Origin of the sequence: Cyclobacterium lianum, from assembly GCF_900143075.1 — a bacterium.
GTDB lineage: Bacteria > Bacteroidota > Bacteroidia > Cytophagales > Cyclobacteriaceae > Cyclobacterium > Cyclobacterium lianum.
Genome location: NZ_FRCY01000002.1, coordinates 270,182 through 289,384, shown reverse-complemented (window position 1 = coordinate 289,384; position 19,203 = coordinate 270,182). Strand labels below are relative to the sequence as shown.

General features: G+C 45.8%; 16 protein-coding genes. 12 read left to right on the top strand and 4 right to left on the bottom strand.

Features of this window, described 5'->3' with window-relative positions; translation table 11 throughout:
• The first annotated feature begins 140 nt into the window (after positions 1-140).
• The 6 genes from BUB19_RS03885 (at position 141) to BUB19_RS03860 (ending at position 5,413) form a co-directional block, all read left to right on the top strand.
• Positions 141-503, top strand: a complete 363-nt coding sequence (locus tag BUB19_RS03885) for an endonuclease/exonuclease/phosphatase family protein (RefSeq protein WP_143155903.1) — start codon at positions 141-143, stop codon at positions 501-503.
• A gap of 144 nt (positions 504-647) precedes the next feature.
• Positions 648-1,064, top strand: a complete 417-nt coding sequence (locus BUB19_RS03880) for an RrF2 family transcriptional regulator (RefSeq protein WP_073092343.1) — start codon at positions 648-650, stop codon at positions 1,062-1,064.
• 127 nt (positions 1,065-1,191) lie between these two features.
• Entirely contained in the window at positions 1,192-1,917 is a 726-nt protein-coding gene (locus tag BUB19_RS03875) for a phosphoadenylyl-sulfate reductase (RefSeq protein WP_073092340.1), read from the top strand.
• Positions 1,918-1,954: 37 nt separating this feature from the next.
• Complete coding sequence (locus tag BUB19_RS03870) at positions 1,955-4,057, top strand: HEPN domain-containing protein (protein WP_073092337.1); 2,103 nt, start codon at positions 1,955-1,957, stop codon at positions 4,055-4,057.
• Positions 4,054-4,833, top strand: coding sequence for a uroporphyrinogen-III C-methyltransferase (gene cobA / locus BUB19_RS03865; RefSeq protein ID WP_143155902.1), 780 nt, complete (start codon positions 4,054-4,056; stop codon positions 4,831-4,833). The genes BUB19_RS03870 and cobA overlap by 4 nt, the downstream gene beginning before the upstream one ends.
• Before the next feature lie 4 nt (positions 4,834-4,837).
• Positions 4,838-5,413 carry a precorrin-2 dehydrogenase/sirohydrochlorin ferrochelatase family protein gene (locus BUB19_RS03860; protein ID WP_073092331.1) on the top strand — a complete coding sequence of 192 codons (576 nt, stop codon included), beginning with the start codon at positions 4,838-4,840 and terminating at the stop codon, positions 5,411-5,413.
• A 461-nt stretch (positions 5,414-5,874) separates the two neighbouring features.
• Here BUB19_RS03860 and BUB19_RS03855 read toward each other — a convergent pair whose 3' ends face one another.
• The 3 genes from BUB19_RS03855 to lysA form a co-directional block, all read right to left on the bottom strand.
• Entirely contained in the window at positions 5,875-7,404 is a 1,530-nt protein-coding gene (locus BUB19_RS03855) for a cryptochrome/photolyase family protein (protein ID WP_073092328.1), read from the bottom strand.
• A gap of 92 nt (positions 7,405-7,496) precedes the next feature.
• Positions 7,497-7,709, bottom strand: a complete 213-nt coding sequence (locus BUB19_RS03850; RefSeq protein ID WP_245802766.1) for a hypothetical protein — start codon at positions 7,707-7,709, stop codon at positions 7,497-7,499.
• 433 nt (positions 7,710-8,142) lie between these two features.
• On the bottom strand, positions 8,143-9,375 hold the full coding sequence (lysA, locus tag BUB19_RS03845; protein ID WP_073092325.1) for a diaminopimelate decarboxylase: 1,233 nt from the start codon (positions 9,373-9,375) through the stop codon (positions 8,143-8,145).
• A 195-nt stretch (positions 9,376-9,570) separates the two neighbouring features.
• On the opposite strand from lysA, the gene BUB19_RS03840 reads away from it, so the two are divergent.
• From BUB19_RS03840 to fumC, 5 genes are all read left to right on the top strand, one after another.
• Positions 9,571-11,286, top strand: a complete 1,716-nt coding sequence (locus BUB19_RS03840) for a sensor histidine kinase (protein ID WP_073092321.1) — start codon at positions 9,571-9,573, stop codon at positions 11,284-11,286.
• A complete protein-coding gene (locus BUB19_RS03835) occupies positions 11,283-11,975 on the top strand; it encodes a response regulator transcription factor (RefSeq protein ID WP_073092318.1) in 693 nt (230 codons plus the stop codon). The genes BUB19_RS03840 and BUB19_RS03835 overlap by 4 nt, the downstream gene beginning before the upstream one ends.
• A gap of 69 nt (positions 11,976-12,044) precedes the next feature.
• The gene (locus BUB19_RS03830; RefSeq protein WP_073092315.1) at positions 12,045-12,425 is read left to right on the top strand and encodes a RidA family protein; all 381 of its coding nucleotides are present in this window, start codon (positions 12,045-12,047) and stop codon (positions 12,423-12,425) included.
• Positions 12,426-12,497: 72 nt separating this feature from the next.
• Positions 12,498-12,953: a hypothetical protein gene (locus BUB19_RS03825; RefSeq protein WP_143155901.1), complete on the top strand. Its 456-nt coding sequence runs from the start codon at positions 12,498-12,500 to the stop codon at positions 12,951-12,953.
• A gap of 106 nt (positions 12,954-13,059) precedes the next feature.
• On the top strand, positions 13,060-14,460 hold the full coding sequence (gene fumC / locus BUB19_RS03820) for a class II fumarate hydratase (protein WP_073092309.1): 1,401 nt from the start codon (positions 13,060-13,062) through the stop codon (positions 14,458-14,460).
• Between the two features lie 63 nt (positions 14,461-14,523).
• On the opposite strand, the gene gcvP is transcribed toward fumC, so the two are convergent.
• On the bottom strand, positions 14,524-17,424 hold the full coding sequence (gene gcvP / locus BUB19_RS03815; protein ID WP_073092306.1) for an aminomethyl-transferring glycine dehydrogenase: 2,901 nt from the start codon (positions 17,422-17,424) through the stop codon (positions 14,524-14,526).
• Positions 17,425-17,600: 176 nt separating this feature from the next.
• On the opposite strand from gcvP, the gene BUB19_RS03810 reads away from it, so the two are divergent.
• A complete protein-coding gene (locus tag BUB19_RS03810; RefSeq protein WP_084096943.1) occupies positions 17,601-19,100 on the top strand; it encodes a M28 family peptidase in 1,500 nt (499 codons plus the stop codon).
• The last annotated feature ends 103 nt before the right edge of the window (positions 19,101-19,203 follow it).

Genomic DNA, 19,203 nt, shown 5'->3' with positions numbered 1-19,203 from the left:
AACTGTAAATCCGTATGCACCCAAATCCCCCTTCCAAGGGGGCAGGGAGATTTGCTGAAACCTTTGTATATTTAAAGACGGTCGCTTTTTATCAAAATAAGCGGCCCATCGCAGGTATAATTTATAAACGAAACCACACAGTGAAACAAATAATACTATTCACCTGCTTTGCTAGCTTTTTTCTCCTGGAACCCGATGTCCTGGCGCAATCCGGTAAAAAGACGCTGAAGGTCATGGCCTGGAACATCTTGCACGGCGGTAACGACCTTCCAGATGGGCCTGACCGGGTAATAGACATCATCCGGGAGATTGACCCGGACCTGATACTCATGGTGGAAACCTATGGATCCGGACCTCGTATAGCTGAGACCTTAGGGTACCATTTTCATCTGATAGCACCTGAAGGTACCGATCCGGATGACGAAAGCATCAACCTTTCCATCTATTCCAAACATCCCTTTGGCGAACGAATCGATACCGGCTATCCGTTTTACCTGCATTGAAATTTACCAATCAACCGGTTTTATACCCTACCTGAACAATTTGAATTTATAAGATCTCCTCTTTTTTCATAAATTGTGCAATTCTCTGCCCATTTTTATTGAAAGTGCTTATCTTTAATCAATACAACCATTTTTGCACGACGCATGCTTTCAAAAAAAACCAAATATGCTTTTCATGCCCTGACTTATCTGGGTAAAAACAAAGAGCAGGGAGCCATATTGATTTCCGAAATTTCTGAAAAACACAATATTTCCCATAAATTTTTGGAAAACATCCTGCTGGAGTTGAAAAAGGCCGGTTTTTTAGGGAGTAAAAAAGGGAAAGGTGGAGGCTATTACCTGATCAAGGAACCCAAAGAAATCCCCCTTTCCCGTATTATCCGTCTGCTGGACGGCCCGATAGCCCTGCTTCCCTGTGTGAGTCTCAATTATTACGAACCTTGTGAAGAGTGCGAAAACCAGGAACAATGTGGCTTGAACAAGGTGATGATAGAAGTGCGGGACGAAACCCTCAAAATACTGGAAATGAAGACCCTGCAGGATATTTTGTCCAACGAGTAAATTTTTTTCCATTTACTCTATATAATTTGTAGGTTTTATGTACTTTTGTATTTGCAGCCCTGTATACTATGGGGCTTACTGAGGTTGGGGGAGCGGTCCCTGCAATTCACGAAAACCGAAATGTGCAATGGAAGCAAAAAAAATTAAAGAATTGACCCATAAATTGGATAGCATTTCCATAAATGAAGGTATGGGTTTGTTGACTGATCTTTTTACCGGGAAGGTGGTCTTTTCCACTTCTCTGGGGCAGGAAGATCAGGTGATTACAGAAATCATTGCAAAAAACAGTCTGCCGATAAATATATTTACCTTAGATACCGGTAGATTATTCTACGAGACCTATGATCTGCTGGCCAGGACCATTGTCAAATATGGTGTGGATATCAAACCTTACTACCCGGAAACAAAAGCGGTAGAGGATCTGGTCTCCAAAAACGGTATCAATGGTTTTTATCAGTCGGTGGAGAACAGGAAATCCTGTTGCTACGTTAGAAAAGTAGAGCCACTCAAGCGTGCCTTGAAGGGAAATAGTGTCTGGATTACCGGATTGCGGGCGGAACAAAGCCCAAACCGGGAAAACATGCAGCTGCTGGAATGGGATGAGGGTAACCAAATCCTGAAGTACAATCCCTTGCTGCACTGGACCATGGATGAAATGCTATCCTATATCAATACGAATAAGATCCCCTATAATCCGCTGCACGACAAGGGATTCGTCAGCATCGGATGTGCACCGTGTACCCGGGCGATAGAACCCGGTGAAGACCCCCGGGCAGGAAGATGGTGGTGGGAAACTTCCCATAAGGAATGTGGCCTCCATGAACGCGAGCCACAGGTAGCCAACAAATCCTAATTCAACAAAAAAGGTTAAAAACCGAAAAAATATTACCATGCAAAGTTTCAGAACAGAAATAGAAAATCCGGTTGTAGAAAAAGATATCCTTGAACTGGAGAAGAAAATATCCCTTTTTAGAAACGGGAAGATAGACGAGGAAAAATTCAGAAGCCTGCGATTGGCAAGGGGCATATATGGTCAGCGCCAGGAAGGCGTACAAATGATCCGGATCAAGCTTCCCTTTGGCCGCGTGACATCTTCCCAGCTCAATCGAATCTGTGATGTTTCTGAAAAGTACTCTACCGGAAGGTTACACATAACGACCCGTCAGGACATTCAAATCCACTATGTGAGTCTGGACAGGACCCCTGAATTATGGGCTGAACTGGACAAAGACGATGTGACGATACGGGAGGCTTGTGGAAATACGGTCAGGAATGTCACTGCCTCTGAAACGGCCGGCATAGATCCCAATGAGCCCTTTGATGTGACCCCCTACGCGGACGCGACTTTTAAATACATGCTGCGCAATCCCATTTGCCAGGAGATGGGCAGGAAGTTTAAGATCAGCTTCTCTTCCAGTGAGGAAGACACTGCACTTTCTTACCTGCATGATCTGGGTTTTATCGCCAAGGTAAAAGGAGAAGGGGCGGCAGCAGAAAGAGGCTTTAAAGTGCTTCTGGGTGGAGGCCTCGGTTCTCAACCCCGACATGGAGATGTGGTGCATGAGTTTCTGCCCACCGACCAGTTGATCCCTTTTATTGAAGGAGTGGTTCGTGTTTTTGACCGGCATGGTGAAAGGGCCAAAAGGATGAAAGCCCGGATGAAATTTCTGATCACCAAATTGGGAGTGGAAGAATTCCTGCAGTTGGTTAAAGAAGAGCAGGCTGCCCTGCAGCACCAGTCTTACCCGATAGATGTAACGGATTTTGAGGCATCTAAATCATTGCCCAATCCGGCACAGCCTGATTTTACTGTTCCCACAGATGAAAATTACAGGCGTTGGAGATTGACCAATGTATTGCCCCAAAAGCAGCCTGGTTATTTTGCCTTAGGGGTAAAAATTCACCTGGGTGACTTCTATACCAAAGAAGCAAGGCAATTGGCAAAATTGATCAAAGACTTCGCGAATGATGAATTGCGGTTTACGCTCAGGCAAAACTTTCTGATTCGTGATGTGAAGGAAGAATTGATCCCATACTTCTATCAGGAACTTAAAAAGCTCGGACTGGCCGATTACGGATACAACTCTATAGGAGACATTACCGCTTGCCCGGGTACCGATACCTGTAACCTGGGCATTGCCAGCAGTACCGGAGCGGCAGATGTGATGGGCAAGTTGATCATCGATGAGTACCCGGAATTTTTGCTGGATAAGGACCTTACCATTAAGATCTCGGGATGTATGAATGCCTGCGGGCAGCACAATATGGCATCTATAGGCTTTCAGGGAATGTCGATGAAGGCGGGCAAGTCCGTTCTTCCGGCCCTTCAGGTACTGCTAGGTGGGGCCACACTGGGCGACGGACAGGGTAAATTTGCCGATAAGGTGATCAAAATACCGAGCAAAAGAGGACCTCAGGCTCTCAGGCTGCTACTGGACGACTATAAGTCCCAGGCAGAAAAAGGGGAGAATTACGCCTTCTATTACGAAAGAAAAGGGCAGATGTATTTCTACGAGATGCTCAAGCCGCTGGCCGGAACCGACAACATCACGGAAACGGATTTCATAGATTGGGGCAATGATGAACCCTATGTGAAAGCCATCGGCGTGGGAGAGTGTGCCGGTGTGGTGATCGATCTGGTGTCCACCTTGTTACTGGAAGCCCGGGAAAAGCTGGCTGATGCGGAGGATAGCCTGAAGGCAGAGAAGTGGGCAGACGGAATCTACCAGTCATACACAGGGATGATTAATGCCGCCAAAGCCATCTTAACTGCTGAGGGAGTAAATACCAACAGCTACGCCAACATCGTAACCGAATTCGAAAATCATTTTATCGAGAGCGGAAAAATCAACCTTGGGGCTACCTTTTCAGAGCTGGTATATCAAATTAAACAAAATCCACCTACAGCTTCATTTGCGGGTGAGTACTATAAAACTGCTGAGCGGGTATTTGAAGCGATCAGTGAATTCAGGTCTAAAGAAGTACATGCGTGATGAATGAGATCAGACCAAGGGTGACATTGGTAGGTGCGGGTCCCGGCGACCCGGAATTGATAACATTGAAAGGTGTTCTGGCTTTAAATAAGGCCGATGTGGTACTGTACGATGCACTGATTGACAGGGCCCTGCTCAACCATGCTCCTGGTAAAGCCATAAAGGTTTTTGTAGGAAAAAGGCATGGAAGCCGGCAGCATCCGCAGGAGGATACCAACAGACTTTGCGTGTATTATGCCCAAAAATATGGACATGTAGTGCGGCTGAAGGGAGGCGATCCTTTTGTCTTTGGTAGAGGTGCTGAAGAACTGGACTTTATCCATCAGTTTGGCATCACCACAGATGTGGTACCGGGCATATCATCTACGGTTGCGGTGCCTGCATCTGTCGGCATACCTGTGACCAAAAGAGGTGTTTCGGAAAGCTACTGGGTGATTACCGGCACTACTTCAAGCGGAGCCTTATCGGATGATTTGAAATTGGCCAGCAGGTCCAAGGCCACTGTGGTGTTACTGATGGGTACCAGAAAGCTGGATGAAATTGTAGGCATTTATGAGGATGAGGGATTGTCGGACAAAGCCATTGCCATTATCGAAAGGGGTACTACCCGTGAGGAAAAGGTGGTGGCAGGTACCATTACGGACATTCAGAAAAAAGCCAGGGAAAACAAAATTGGTGCTCCGGCGATTATCATTATTGGTGAAGTGGTAAAGGAAAGCCCCCAGTTGAGGGCAATATTTGAAGAAGTTGTGTGCGACCATAAATTGATTTCCTGAACCTATGAATGAATTGTATCCGATCTTTCTGAAAGTACATCAGCTGGAAACCTTGCTCGTAGGTGCCGGTTTTGTGGGACTGGAAAAGTTAACCTTCCTGCTCAAATCCAGCCCTCAGGCCAGGGTTACGGTGGTATCCATAGAGATATCCGATGAAATCAGGGATATCGCTGCAAATAATGACAATATACAGCTTGTGCAGGCAGCCTATCATCCCAGTTATCTGGAAAACAAGCACATGGTGATAGCGGCCACTGACGACAAAGCGGTAAACAAGACCATCTACCATGATGCCAAGAGCCGGTATCTGCTGGTCAATGTGGCGGATACACCTGAATATTGCGACTTCTATCTGGGAGGAATCGTGACCAAAGGAAATGTAAAAATTGCCATCAGCACCAATGGCAAAAGCCCTACAACGGCCAAGCGCCTGAGGCAATTGCTGGAAGAAACCATTCCGGAGGACATCAACGAAATGGTGGAAAACATCAACAGGTACAGGGATACGCTGAAGGGAGACTTTGAATACAAGGTGGAGGCGCTCAATAAGTTGACAGAAGGATTGATCAAAAAAGATTAAACAAAAAAGGGGGCTTTCAGCCCCTCTTTTTTTTCTCACTTTTTAAGTTTTTGATATATGTTTTTATCAATTTCAACTTTTCGTTTTCATTCAGCCTTAGATTCTGCTGAAAAAACGCATCTAAACTCCAATACATCTTTTTAAATGTTTAATCAACACCTAATATAAACTATTTTCCGAAGAATTTGTTTAAAAACTCAAAAAATATTTGCACCACAGATTACGCAAATTTACCCAGATAAAACCCACTCTTCCCCTATTATATGTCCTTATATCCCTTATATGGTTCCCTCTTTTTTAAACCATATAAGGCATGTAAGGTAATATAAGGTTTGGGTCATTTTATTATTACCATTTCTACAAAGGAAAAGGTACAACAATTCATTAAGCCTTAAAATCGGACTCAGGTTATTATACTTATATGGTTTCAAATTTTTAGGGACAAATGAGTTGGATAATTCTCAAAGCTCATCCAGATCTTTCAAATACCTTTCTGCCTGCTCCAGTATTTCATCCTTTTGCTTCATCTTCGAGAGCGTGTTGTACACAAAGCCTATGCGGGGGTTGTTTTCCAGTTTATCCCTGTTTCGCTCGTAAAAGGACCAATACAGACTGTTGAAGGGGCATGCCTTATCCCCGGTTTTTTTTGTTTTTGCATAATGACAATCACCGCAGTAATTACTCATTTTGTCGATATAGTTGGCCGAAGATACATAGGGCTTGGTGCCCACTATGCCTCCATCTGCAAACTGGCTCATGCCACGGGTATTGGTGATTTCCACCCATTCAATTGCATCTACATAAATTCCCAGGTACCACTGATCCACCTCATCCGGATCCAGTCCGGCCAGCAGGGCAAAATTGCCGGTTACCATCAGGCGCTGAATGTGGTGGGCATAGGCATGATCCAGAGATTGTTTGATGGCATGGTGCAGGCAATTCATTTTGGTCTTTCCATCCCAGAAAAATGCGGGCAAAGGCCGCTTATGTCCAAAGAAATTCATGGTCGCGAAATCGGGCATCTTTGCCCAGTATACTCCCCGCATAAACTCCCTCCATCCCAGAATTTGACGAATAAAACCTTCTACCTGGGCAATACCGTATTTGTCTGGATTCTTTTCCCGGCAGGCAGCCGCCTTCCGGATCACTTCCAACGGATGCAGCATTTTGGAGTTTAAGGCAAAACTGAGCTTGCTGTGGAACAGGAATGGGTGTTGGGAATGCATGGCATCCTGGTACCGGCCAAAATGGGGCAGCAAATTGTCACAGAAATGCGCCAGCAATTCCAGTGCTTCTTCCCTGCAACAAGGCCATTGAAAATTTTTAGGATCTACTTCTCCAATGGTTTTGATACCAGCTTTGCGGATGGTGTGAAGCAAGTCACTGAGGTCCCGATTAAAAACCGGTGCAGACGGGACCATTATTTTTTCATCAAATTTGTTCCTGTTTTCCTGGTCAAAGTTCCATTTTCCGCCGGCCGGCTTGTTGCCATCCATCAGGATGTCGTATTTTTCCCGCATAGAGTGGTAAAATAATTCCATCAGGAATGTTTTTTTACCCGAAAAGAAAGATTTTACCGCCAGCCTGTCGCTTAAAAAATGTTCTGCATCGAAACTCTTTGTTTCAATTTCCAGCTGTTTACAGATATTCCTTATTTGTCTATCCAGCCTGTATTCATCAGGCAGGATATAGTTAAATTGTTTAAAATCTTCCCTTTTGATCAGGTAGCGAATGTTTTGCTCCAGCTCCTGCCGGTTTTCTTTTTGTTCAATACTCAGATAGATCACCTTATGCCCTTCCTTTTCCAGCCATTGGGCAAACAGCCGCATGGATTGAAAAAAGGCCAGCACTTTCTGAATGTGGTGCTGCACATAATCCGTTTCCTGTCTCAATTCCATCATCAGATAAACCGCAGCATCTTGTTTTTTTTTAAACCAGGAATGCTGCCGGTTCAACTGATCACCTAAAATAAGCCTCAGGGTTTTTTCCATGTTTGCTTTGTTGGTATATCCAATAAAGCACTGTTTCGTTCCAAATGTTTACATAAAATAGCTTTTTACGCTTGTATAAATTGACTAAAAAATCAGGAACTCATCCTGTGGTCGGAGTCAAGCAGTTCAATATAATCACTGAAATAGTGATTGAAAGTTAGGATCAGGTGATTCAAATCACCCGCTTTCATTTCTTTCAGGATGTTTAAGGTATCCATTCCCAACGCTTCACTTAATGTCTCGGCATATTCCAGCAGATCTTTTCCTATGATACTCACATCTTTTTGGTCAAGATGGATCTGCATGATTGCCTTTGTTTTGGACGCCATCATTTCTATGCTATGTTGAAAGTTAAATTTTTGTTTTGTATCACCTCTTGGGCGTTGATTGCCCAAACCCAATTGCCCAATCAAAAAAATTGACTGCCTGTCTGTTTTTAAACTATAAATTTTGTTCTACGTAAGGCTTTTTTTGCACCTTATTTTTTGAAATATTATTTTATGTGATTAGAATACATATAAATGAAATGATTAAAACATGTTTTATTTTGATAAATAATAGAATAAAATTAGAATTTGCAAATTCTTCAAAAAAATAATTTTCTTGGGATTTAATGGTATAAAACCATCCTTTATTTGGTGGAGTAAAAAATGAATTTTCTATCCGGAATTTTGGAAGAAATACCGGGAAGTGGACAATAAAAAAGGGCGAAAATTTTTTCGCCCTTCATGGTTTTTTTTACAGTTCGATGGATTCCTGATTCCGGAGCAGGTCTTCGAAGGTTTCTCTTCTGCGGATCAGGTGGTCCCTTCCCTCCATCAGGAGTACTTCCGCCGGCCTGAACCTGGAATTGTAATTGGACGCCATGCTGTAGCCATAGGCGCCTGCGTTCTTAATGGCAAGGATATCTCCTTCCTTTACTTCTTTGAGTTTTCGGTCGGCAGCGATGGTGTCCGTCTCACAGATGTAGCCTACAATGGTGTACACTCGTTCGGGGCCATCAAGCTTGGAGATATTGACCACGCCATGGTAGGCGTCGTACATCATGGGACGGAGCAGGTGGTTGAGTCCGGAATCCACACCTACAAAGGTAGTGGCGGGAGTGGGTTTCACCACGTTTGCTTTTACCAGCAAATAGCCGCATTCACTTACGAGAAATTTTCCGGGTTCAAACCAGATTTCAAGCTCTTTTCCATATTCTTTACAAAATTCCTGAAAGGCTTTGGAAACCTTCTGTCCCACATCGGCGATGTCGGTGGTGATGTCTCCATCTTTGTAGCCAACCTTAAAGCCACCGCCAAAATCCAGGAATTCCAAATCGGCAAATTCACGGGCGGCATCGAAAAGGATCTCGGCACCTTTCAGAAATACTTCAGCATCGAGAATATCCGAACCGGTATGCACATGCAGGCCTGCAACATTCAGCTCATAGGCCTCCACGATTTTCAGCACGTGCTTCAATTGCAAAATGGAAATGCCAAATTTACTGTCGATATGACCAACTGAGATTTTAGAATTGCCTCCTGCCAGAATATGTGGGTTCAGCCGGATGCAGAGTGGGACGCTATTGCCATATTCGGTTCCAAAATGTTCGAGCATGGGGATGTTGTCTACATTTACCATTACACCCAGGTCGACCGCCTCCCGGATCTCCTCAAAATCCACGCAGTTTGGAGTGTACATGATGTCCCCGGGGACAAAACCGGCATGCAGACAAAGTTTGACCTCTTCTATAGAAACTGCATCCACCCCCGTACCGGCTTTTCGCATCAATTGCAGAATACTGATATTAGACAGGGCTTTGGTAGCATATTTGATTTTCATATTTACCGTGGAGAAGGCATTTTTCAAGGCCGCTACCTGCTGCAGGATTTTTTGCCCATCGTACACATACACAGGCGTTTGGTATTTTCTGGCGATTTCCAGGAGAGGTATTCCCTGAATGCTGTACTGCTGGTTTTTGATTTCCATGGCTCAAGATTTAGCTGGCAAAGATAGATAAAGCAGGTCAAACTTAAAATCAAATTTGAAGGCTCCTCCATAAGGGGAATTTTGGTTTGACAAATTGGGTTATTAATCCAAAAGAGGATAGCATTTTCCCTAATGCATTGTGTTAAAAAAAGTTAAGTAGGTGATATAAGGCGGGATATCATTTAGATTTGTACCATGTCAAAAGCAAGCATAAAAATAATTGTCTTTCTGATGTCATTGGCCAGCCTGGGATTGATAGCCTTTCAATTTTATTGGGTGGGTAATGTGCTAAAAATAAATGAGGAGCGATTTGAGCAAAACGTGTTTCAAGCCCTGGCTTCGACCTCGGAGCGCCTGGAGAAAAGCGAGACCAGTGACATTCTTCTGAGTTCACTGGCCAGAGATACCCTTTTCCAAAAAGCCTTGCTTGAGCCCATTGAACCCATTCAGGTACAGGTGAGGCACCGGCAGGTGGCGGTAAACAGGCCCTCTGTGGTGGATTCTTTGTTTGACCAGAATCTACCTCAGATTTCACCCACTTTCAGGAAACTGATCGCCTCAAAGGAAGGAGAGCCTAAAAGTTTCAGCCAGATAGAAAAATATTTTTACATGTCTCCTTCTGTTGCGTCTACGCTTTTCACGCCGGATGAACTCGCTATTTTGGTTCAGGAAAAAGAACGATACCTGGATTTTCTAAACAAGCAGGACAACTATATCAGCAAACGACAATATGCCAATAACCGGCAAAACTTCATCATAGAAGAGTTCAATGTTTCCAGAAATGTGGCCGAAAGTATAGTTCAGGCCAACATGAAAATTGAGTTGGTGGAGGTGGTGATCCATCAGCTGCTCTCGCAGGGCAATCAGCACATCCTCAATCGGATAGATACTGCGCGCGTACGCCGGGAAGTACGCGATCAGTTGGTCAACAGAAATATTGATCAGCCTTTCGAGCTGGGCATTATCAACGGTCAGAACAAAATTGTTGGAATAGGAGAAGTGACGGACCTGGATTACCTCAAAACGAGGGGCATCAAGGCAGAGCTGTTTCCCAGTGACCTGCTGGGTCTGGAGAATTTCCTGGTGATCCATTTTCCGAATAAGGGAAATTACCTGATGCGGCAGGTATTCCTGCCGCTTTCCAGCTCCTTGCTTTTTATGGGCATCATTATCATTTGTTTTATATATGCCATCAGGGTTATAATCCGACAAAAAAAGATATCTGAGGTCAAAAATGACTTTATCAACAACATGACCCATGAATTTAAGACACCCATCTCTACGGTTAGCCTGGCCATCGAAGCATTGCAGGATCCGGACCTTTTTGACCAACAATCTATCAGGCACCGGTACCTTGGGATCATCAGGGAGGAAAATACCAGACTGGGCAAGCAGGTAGAGCAGGTACTGCAGGCCGCTTCGCTGGATAAAAAGGATTTTAAACTGAAGATAGAGAAAATCAACCTGATTGAGGCGGTCGAAGAGGCCAAAAGGCATTTTGAGTTGGTTGTGGAAAAAAGAGGAGGAACGATTGCTACCGATTACCAGGTGAGCCGGGAAGAAGTAGCAGCAGATCCGTTCCATTTAAACAATATTATCAATAACCTACTGGACAATGCAAACAAATATTCCAGGGAATCTCCCAGGATATCCATCACCATCAGGGAAAGCAAAGGCTATTTCAAGCTGGCTGTGCAGGATGAAGGAATAGGCATGAGCAGGGAAGTTCAGAAAAAGATCTTTGAAAAATTTTACCGTGTCCCCACAGGAAATATTCATGATGTCAAAGGGTTTGGGCTCGGGCTATCCTACGTAAAAACCATGGTGGAGGCACACCGGGGAAGTATTGAGGTCGAAAGTGAACCCGGGCATGGAAGTATTTTTACCATCAACTTACCGTCAGAACAATGAGCAAAACAAAAATTTTACTGGTAGAAGACGATCCCAACCTGGGAGATATTTTGCAGGAATACCTGGGAGTAAAAGGATATGAAGTCAGTCTGTGCAGGGATGGGGAACAGGGTTGGAGCAAATACAGGAAGGACTATTATCAATTGTGTATCCTTGACGTGATGATGCCCAAAAAGGATGGATTTACCCTCGGAAAGGAAATCCGGAAGGTGGAAGAAAACATTCCCATCATATACCTTACCGCCAAAAACCTGAAAGAAGATGTGATTCAGGGTTTTCGCATTGGTGCCGACGATTATATTACCAAGCCGTTTAGCATGGAAGAATTGCTGATGCGAATTGAAGCCATTTTAAGGAGGACACATCAGCAGGTGGGAAAAGCTGCCCTGAAGACCTATAGTTTTGGTGATTTTACGCTTCATTACGACAAGCAGCAGCTCGAAGGACCCGACGGATTGCACAAACTGACCTCGAAGGAAAATGAACTTCTGCGGCTACTGGCGGCCTCCCGGAACGAAAATGTCAGCAGATCTTATGCCCTGAAGCAAATCTGGGGTGACGATAGCTACTTCAATGCACGAAGTATGGACGTTTACCTCAGCAAAATACGAAAATTGCTGAAATCGGATGAAAATGTACAAATCATCACCCTCCATGGTGAGGGCTTCAAGTTGGTGGCCAACGAGTAAGTTTCTGGTAGAATTGACAAATTCGGAGATAAAGTTTTACTTTGTGGTTCGTTCTAATGCACTATCACCATGGGTAAAGATATCATACATACTTCAGAAGCACCTGAGCCTATTGGCCCCTACAGCCAGGCAGTAAAAATTAACGGGACCCTTTATGTTTCAGGTCAGATTGCGCTGGATGCAGAATCGGGGCAACTGATCAACGAAAATATTACCGAAGAAACCCATGCAGTAATGAAAAACCTGGAGGCCATACTGCGTGCTGGGGGGCTTTCCTTTGCGCATGTGGTGAAATGCAGCATTTTCGTAAAAAACATGGATGATTTTGGCACCGTCAACGAGGCATATGGCAGATATTTCAAAACTGCTCCGCCGGCACGGGAAACGGTTGAAGTAAGCCGGCTGCCAAAAGATGTCAATGTGGAAATTTCCTGTATCGCAGTAGCTTAAACTTTCTCCTTTTCTTCTTGTTTTGATATGGTGAGACTGGCACCTACATACAGTGAAACATTCGTTTCCGTAATGGATCAACAGCAGGTGATGGAACGATTGGATGGTGTAACCAGGAGAGTTAACTTCCTGGAAACCGTTATGGTCCCTCCCGAGGAGTCCATACTTTTTAACGGAGATCTGAAGTCCAATCAGTTTACCATATCGAAGAAAATAGATAAAGCCGATAGTTTTTTGCCCCTGATTAAAGGGAAGGTGTCTCCCCTGGCCAAAGGGTGCCTCATTTCTCTCGATTACTCCTTTTTTCCAGCCACCGTATTCTTTCTCAGCTTTTGGGGGGTGGTTAGCTTTCTGCTTACTGTATTGTTTTTGGCGGTATTTCAGGATTGGAAACTGGCGGCTCTGAGTACCCTTGCCGGTATAGGCAATTATGGCTTTGCGATCTGGCATTTCCGCAGAAAGGTAAAGGAGAGTCAGCTATTGTTTTATGACATGATGGACATGAAAGCAGGTAGGGGAGCACCCTGAGAAAACGGAGAAAGTAAAATGAGAAGTATTCCGGCCGGACTTATGGATTATGCGCTGCCTGTAGTAATTTAGCTCTCCAATCGAATAAAATTCAAACAAAACAGATATGGATTACAGAATAGAAAAAGATACCATGGGTCCGGTAGAAGTGCCCGCAGACAAATACTGGGGTGCCCAAACCCAGCGCTCCGTGAATAATTTTAAGATCGGAGGGCATAGGCAGCGAATGCCGCTTGAAATTGTACATGCTTTTGCTATTTTGAAAAAATCAGCTGCGCTTACCAATGCAGATCTTGGGGTAATGGATAGGGACAAAGCCGAGGTCATTGCCAGGGCCTGTGATGAAATATTGACAGGCCAGTGGGATGATCAGTTTCCTTTGGTGGTCTGGCAGACCGGTTCGGGAACCCAGTCCAACATGAATGTAAACGAAGTTGTGGCCTACCGCTCTCATGTCCTATTGGGAGGCAGCCTTCAGGATGAAAAGAAAAAAATTCATCCGAATGATGATGTGAACAAATCTCAATCCTCAAACGATACTTTCCCTACTGCCATGCACATTGCAGCCTACAAAATGGTGGTAGAAACGACCCTGCCCGGCGTGAAAAAACTGAGAGACACCCTAAAGACCAAATCTGAGGCCTTTATGAAAGTAGTGAAAATCGGTCGTACCCATTTCATGGATGCTACCCCACTCACACTTGGGCAGGAATTTTCTGGCTATGTAGCCCAGCTGGACCATGCCATGAGGGCAATCAATAATACCCTGGCACACCTTTCGGAGCTTGCGCTTGGCGGTACTGCTGTAGGTACAGGCCTCAACACTCCAGAGGGTTATGCAGAAAAGGTGGCTGAGAAAATAGCCCATTTTTCAGGACAGCCTTTTGTAACGGCACCCAATAAATTTGAATCTCTGGCAGCACATGATGCGATTGTAGAGACTCACGGTGCATTGAAGCAACTGGCTGTCAGTCTGATGAAAATAGCCAATGATATCCGCATGCTTTCCTCTGGCCCCAGATCAGGCATAGGCGAAATATTGATCCCCGAGAATGAGCCGGGTTCTTCTATCATGCCAGGAAAGGTCAATCCTACTCAGGCAGAGGCCATGACCATGGTTTGTGCCCAGGTGATTGGAAATGATACCGCGGTATCCATCGGAGGCTCCAACGGTCATTTTGAGCTGAATGTATTCAAACCAATGATGGTCAATAACCTGCTGATCTCTGCCCGGCTTCTTGGCGATGCCTGTGTTTCGTTTAATGACAACTGTGCAGTGGGAATTGAGCCCAACAAGCCCTTTATCCAGCGTCACCTGGAAAACAGTCTCATGTTGGTAACAGCCCTGAATACACACATTGGCTATGAAAATGCAGCCAAGATCGCTAAAAAAGCACATAAGGAAGGCATCAGTCTGCGTGAGGCGGCCATCGCTCTGGACCTGCTCACCAGCGAGCAGTTTGACCAATGGGTAAGGCCGGAAGATATGACAGGCAGTCTGAAATAATTGCCTGGTGAATGATAAAAAAAGCCTCTTCAGCAAATCCTGCGAAGGGGCTTTATCTTTAGACTATTCTACTGCCTCTTTCTCCTCCTCTTCATACACCGCTGTAGGAATACAACTACACATCAGGTTTCTGTCCCCATACGCGGCATCGATCCTTCCTACCGAAGGCCAGAATTTGTTGTCCTTCACAAAGGGAAGGGGGTAGGCCGCCCTCTCTCTGGAATAGGGATAATCCCACTTGTCACTGATAATGGTGCCGGAAGTGTGGGGTGCATTTTTCAGGAGGTTTGAAGATGGGTCGGCGGCTCCTTCCTCTATCTCTCTGATTTCCTGACGGATGGCAATCATGGCATCGCAGAAGCGGTCCAGTTCAGCTTTTGATTCTGACTCAGTTGGCTCTACCATGAGCGTACCTGCTACCGGAAAGGATACAGTAGGCGCATGAAAGCCATAATCCATCAGGCGCTTGGCGATATCTTCCACCTCTATGCCGCAGGATTTGAATTCCCGGCAGTCCAGTATCATTTCGTGCGCTGCACGTCCTTTACTCCCTGTATACAGAATGGGATAATCTGCTTCCAGCCGTTTTTTGATGTAATTGGTATTCAAGATGGCCACTTTGGTGGCCTTGGACAGTCCTTCTTCTCCCATCATGGCGATGTAGGCATAAGAAATGGGCAGGATGCTGGCACTTCCAAAGGGCGCCGCCGATATGGCACTGATGGCATCTGTTCCGCCTGTCCGCACGTAGGTGTTGCCGGGAAGGAATGGTGCCAGGTGTTTGGCCACGCAGATCGGACCCATGCCCGGGCCTCCCCCTCCATGGGGAATGCAAAAGGTTTTGTGCAGGTTCAGGTGACAAACATCTGCACCAATCATTCCGGGACTGGTAAGCCCTACCTGTGCATTCATATTGGCCCCGTCCATGTAAACCTGTCCTCCATATTCGTGTACCAGCGCACAGATCTCCTGTATCGCTTCTTCAAAAACACCATGGGTGGATGGATAGGTCACCATCAATGCAGCAAGCTGATCCTTGTATGCCGCAGCTTTGGATTTGAATGCCTCCACATCAATATTGCCTTTGTCATCGCAGGGAATGATGACCACTTTCATGCCTGCCATCACCGCAGAAGCGGGATTGGTACCGTGTGCCGAAGAGGGAATCAGAACGATATTCCTGGCCTCGTCGCCACGACTCTGGTGGTAGGCCCTGATCACCATCAGGCCTGCATACTCCCCTTGCGCACCGGAATTGGGCTGCAGGGAGGTATCTGCAAAACCAGTGATCTCACTGAGCCAGTTTCTTAATTCCTGAAACATCTCGTAGTATCCTGCCGCCTGATCCTGCGGTGCAAAGGGATGCAACTGACCGATTTCAGGCCAGGTGACGGGAATCATTTCTGCAGTTGCATTGAGCTTCATCGTGCAGGAACCCAGGGAGATCATCGAGTGCACCAGAGAAAGGTCTTTGTTTTCCAGCCTTTTCAGGTAGCGTAACATTTCATGTTCGGAATGATAGCGCTGGAAAACCTCATGCTGTAAATAAGGGGAATTTCTTTGCAGTGCCTCAGGGATAATGGCATCTATCTGATCCGGAACCGGAGGTATTTCTACCTGCAGCAGGTGGGTAGATTTGGCAAAAACCTCGAAGATTTCTATCACGTCGGACCTGGTTTTGGCCTGATCAAAGCTTAGCAATATACTTTCTCTCTCGTATCGGAAGTTCAGTTTCCTGGACAAGGCAAACGCACGAATTTTTTCCTTCTGAACTTCATCCACTCTGATGCGAATGGTATCAAAAAAGGATTTGTTGACCTGCTCGTATCCCAGGCGCGCCAGCCAATCTGCAGTCATGACGGCCAGTCCATGAGTACGGGAGGCGATAGCTTTCAAGCCTTTTGGGCCATGGTACACGGCATACATGCCGGCCATAACGGCCAGAAGCACCTGAGCAGTGCAGATATTGGAGGTTGCTTTCTCTCTTTTGATATGTTGCTCCCGGGTCTGCAGCGCCATGCGGTAGGCATTTTTTCCCTCTTTGTCTACCGATACTCCGATGATCCTGCCGGGTATTTGTCTTTTGAATGATTCTTTGGTGGCAAAGAAGGCGGCATGAGGGCCACCAAAGCCCATGGGTACGCCAAATCGCTGGCTGCTACCGACCACCACATCTGCTCCCATTTCCCCGGGAGGTTTTAGCAGGGTCAGGCTAAGTAAATCGGTACAGAAAGCCGTAGATACCTGATTTTCTGTTGCCGTTGCCACCAACCGGCTATAATCATGCACCTCACCATCCGCATTGGGGTATTGAAGCAGCACACCGAATAGTTGCGGATCAGTAAGGTCCAGCTCCTTCAGAGAACCAAAAACGAGATCTATGCCTACAGGGATGGCGCGGGTTTTCAGGATCTCCTGTGTCTGGCCAAAAACTTTATGGTCCACAAAAAAACGGTTGGCCTCTTTTTTCGTCCGTGGTTTACTGGCATGCAGCATGGTCATGGCTTCCGCTGCAGCCGTGCCCTCGTCCAGCAGGGAGGCATTGGCCAGTTCCATTCCCGTCAGTTCGCTGACCATGGTCTGAAAGTTTATGAGGGCCTCCAGCCTGCCCTGTGCGATTTCGGCCTGATAGGGTGTATATGCTGTATACCAGCCGGGATTCTCCAATATATTGCGCTGGATCACTCCGGGTACCAGGGTATCGTAGTAGCCCTGGCCAATGTAGGATTTGTACAATGTGTTTTTACCGGCAGTCTGTTTAAACTTTTTGAGGAAAGCTGTTTCTGAAAGGGCTTTTGGCAGTCGAAGTGGTTTTTTCAGGCGGATGCTGGCCGGTATGGTTTCATCGATCAAGGTGTCCAGTGAGCTTATACCGATGGTTTCCAACATGGCTTGTATATCCGTATCTGACGGAGCAATGTGCCTGTTTTTAAATTTTTCCGAAGAAGCAAGGTTGATTTTCATATAAAGATAAAATATGAGTATTTTTGGCCGAACCAATTTATCCTGAATCGAACCGCAAAGGTAGAAATAATCGCTAATTTAGGTGTTGATTTTAACCTTAATTATCTTCTTGTTAACCGTTTGGATAAAAAATAGGTTTACAGTTTACCATATTTATAATCGATTAAACAGTCATAATGAAAAACAAACCAATGATTGCAGCTTTACTGCTGTATGCAGGGATTTCTTTTACCCTTTTCGGGCAGGAAGACCTTTCCTTAAAATATGCCGCTACCATCCAGGCTGAGGATCTGGAAAAACACCTCAATTACCTGGCTTCCGACGAACTCGAAGGCAGGGATACAGGAGAGAAGGGCCAGAAGCTGGCGGCCGAATATCTGGTTGATTTTTATCAGAAAAAAGGACTTGCCGGCCCGGTCGATGGCAGCTACCTGCAGCCTTTTGAGCTCTCCAGCGTGCGTTGGGAGGAAGTCGAACTCAAGGTCGGTAATAGAGACCTTGCCCTGAACGAAGATTTTGTCTTTATCGGCGATGCAGACATGAAAAAAAGAGTTCGCACCGATCTGGTCTTTCTGGGTTTGTCTTCCGAAGAAAACCTCGCCAGAGTGGACGTGGAGGGCAAGCTGGTAGGCCTCTGGGCCATTGGTTCCCGGGCAGCAGACGCCGTCAGGCAAGTGATGGACGCAGGCGCTGAAGGAGTGATCATCGTGACCATGGAAGGGCAGGCCAATTTTGACCGCATGGCCAATCGCTATAAAAACCTTTCGGGAAGGGGACGTCTTGGATTTGACGAACCTACCGAGCACAGGCCGGTTTTTATGGTTAGTTCGGAACAAATGGGGCAATTGTTTGAAACTCCCGTAGAGGAATTGAAGGAGGCCGCGAAAAACAATCCCGGCTCCATTCCCGCACAAAAGGTGAAGTATCGGGTACAAAAGGACAAAGAAATAGTCGGTACAGAAAATGTGCTGGCTTACCTGGAAGGTACCGACAAAAGTGAAGAGGTACTTGTAATCTCCTCCCACTATGACCATGTGGGCATCAACAGCCAGGGAGAGATCAATAATGGTGCAGATGATGACGGTTCAGGAACTGTTTCCGTTATGGAAATTGCCGAGGCCTTTGCAAAGGCGGCTGAGGATGGCAACCGGCCAAGGAGAAGTGTGTTGTTTCTGAATGTCACAGGCGAGGAAAAAGGATTGCTGGGATCTGAATACTACGCCGATAATCCGGTGTTTCCTTTGGAAAATACGGTAAACAACCTAAATATAGACATGGTAGGTCGCATCGACTACGAGTACCAGGATGCCGAGAACCAGGATTATATTTACGTGATTGGATCTGAAATGCTTTCGTCACAACTCAAGATCATCAATGAGTACAACAATATCACGTACACCAATCTGATTTTGGATTACCGCTATGATGCAGAGGACGATCCCAATCGGTTTTATTACCGTTCGGACCATTATAATTTTGCCAGGCACAACATTCCGGTAATCTTTTTTTTCAATGGGGTACATGACGATTACCATCAACCTACAGACACGGTAGACAAGATTGAGTTTGACCTCATGGAAAAGCGGGCCAGGCTGATTTTTCATACTGCCTGGGACCTGGCCAACCGGGAGCATAGGACACCTGTAGATGGCACCAATACCCGTCTGGACAGGTAAAGCAGTTCTGCACAAAATAAAAGTTTACCGCCGGAGACCAGCCTTTCCGGCGGTTTTTTTTCATTTTGGTGACTGGGATGTGGTCGCGGGGAATTTTGCTTTT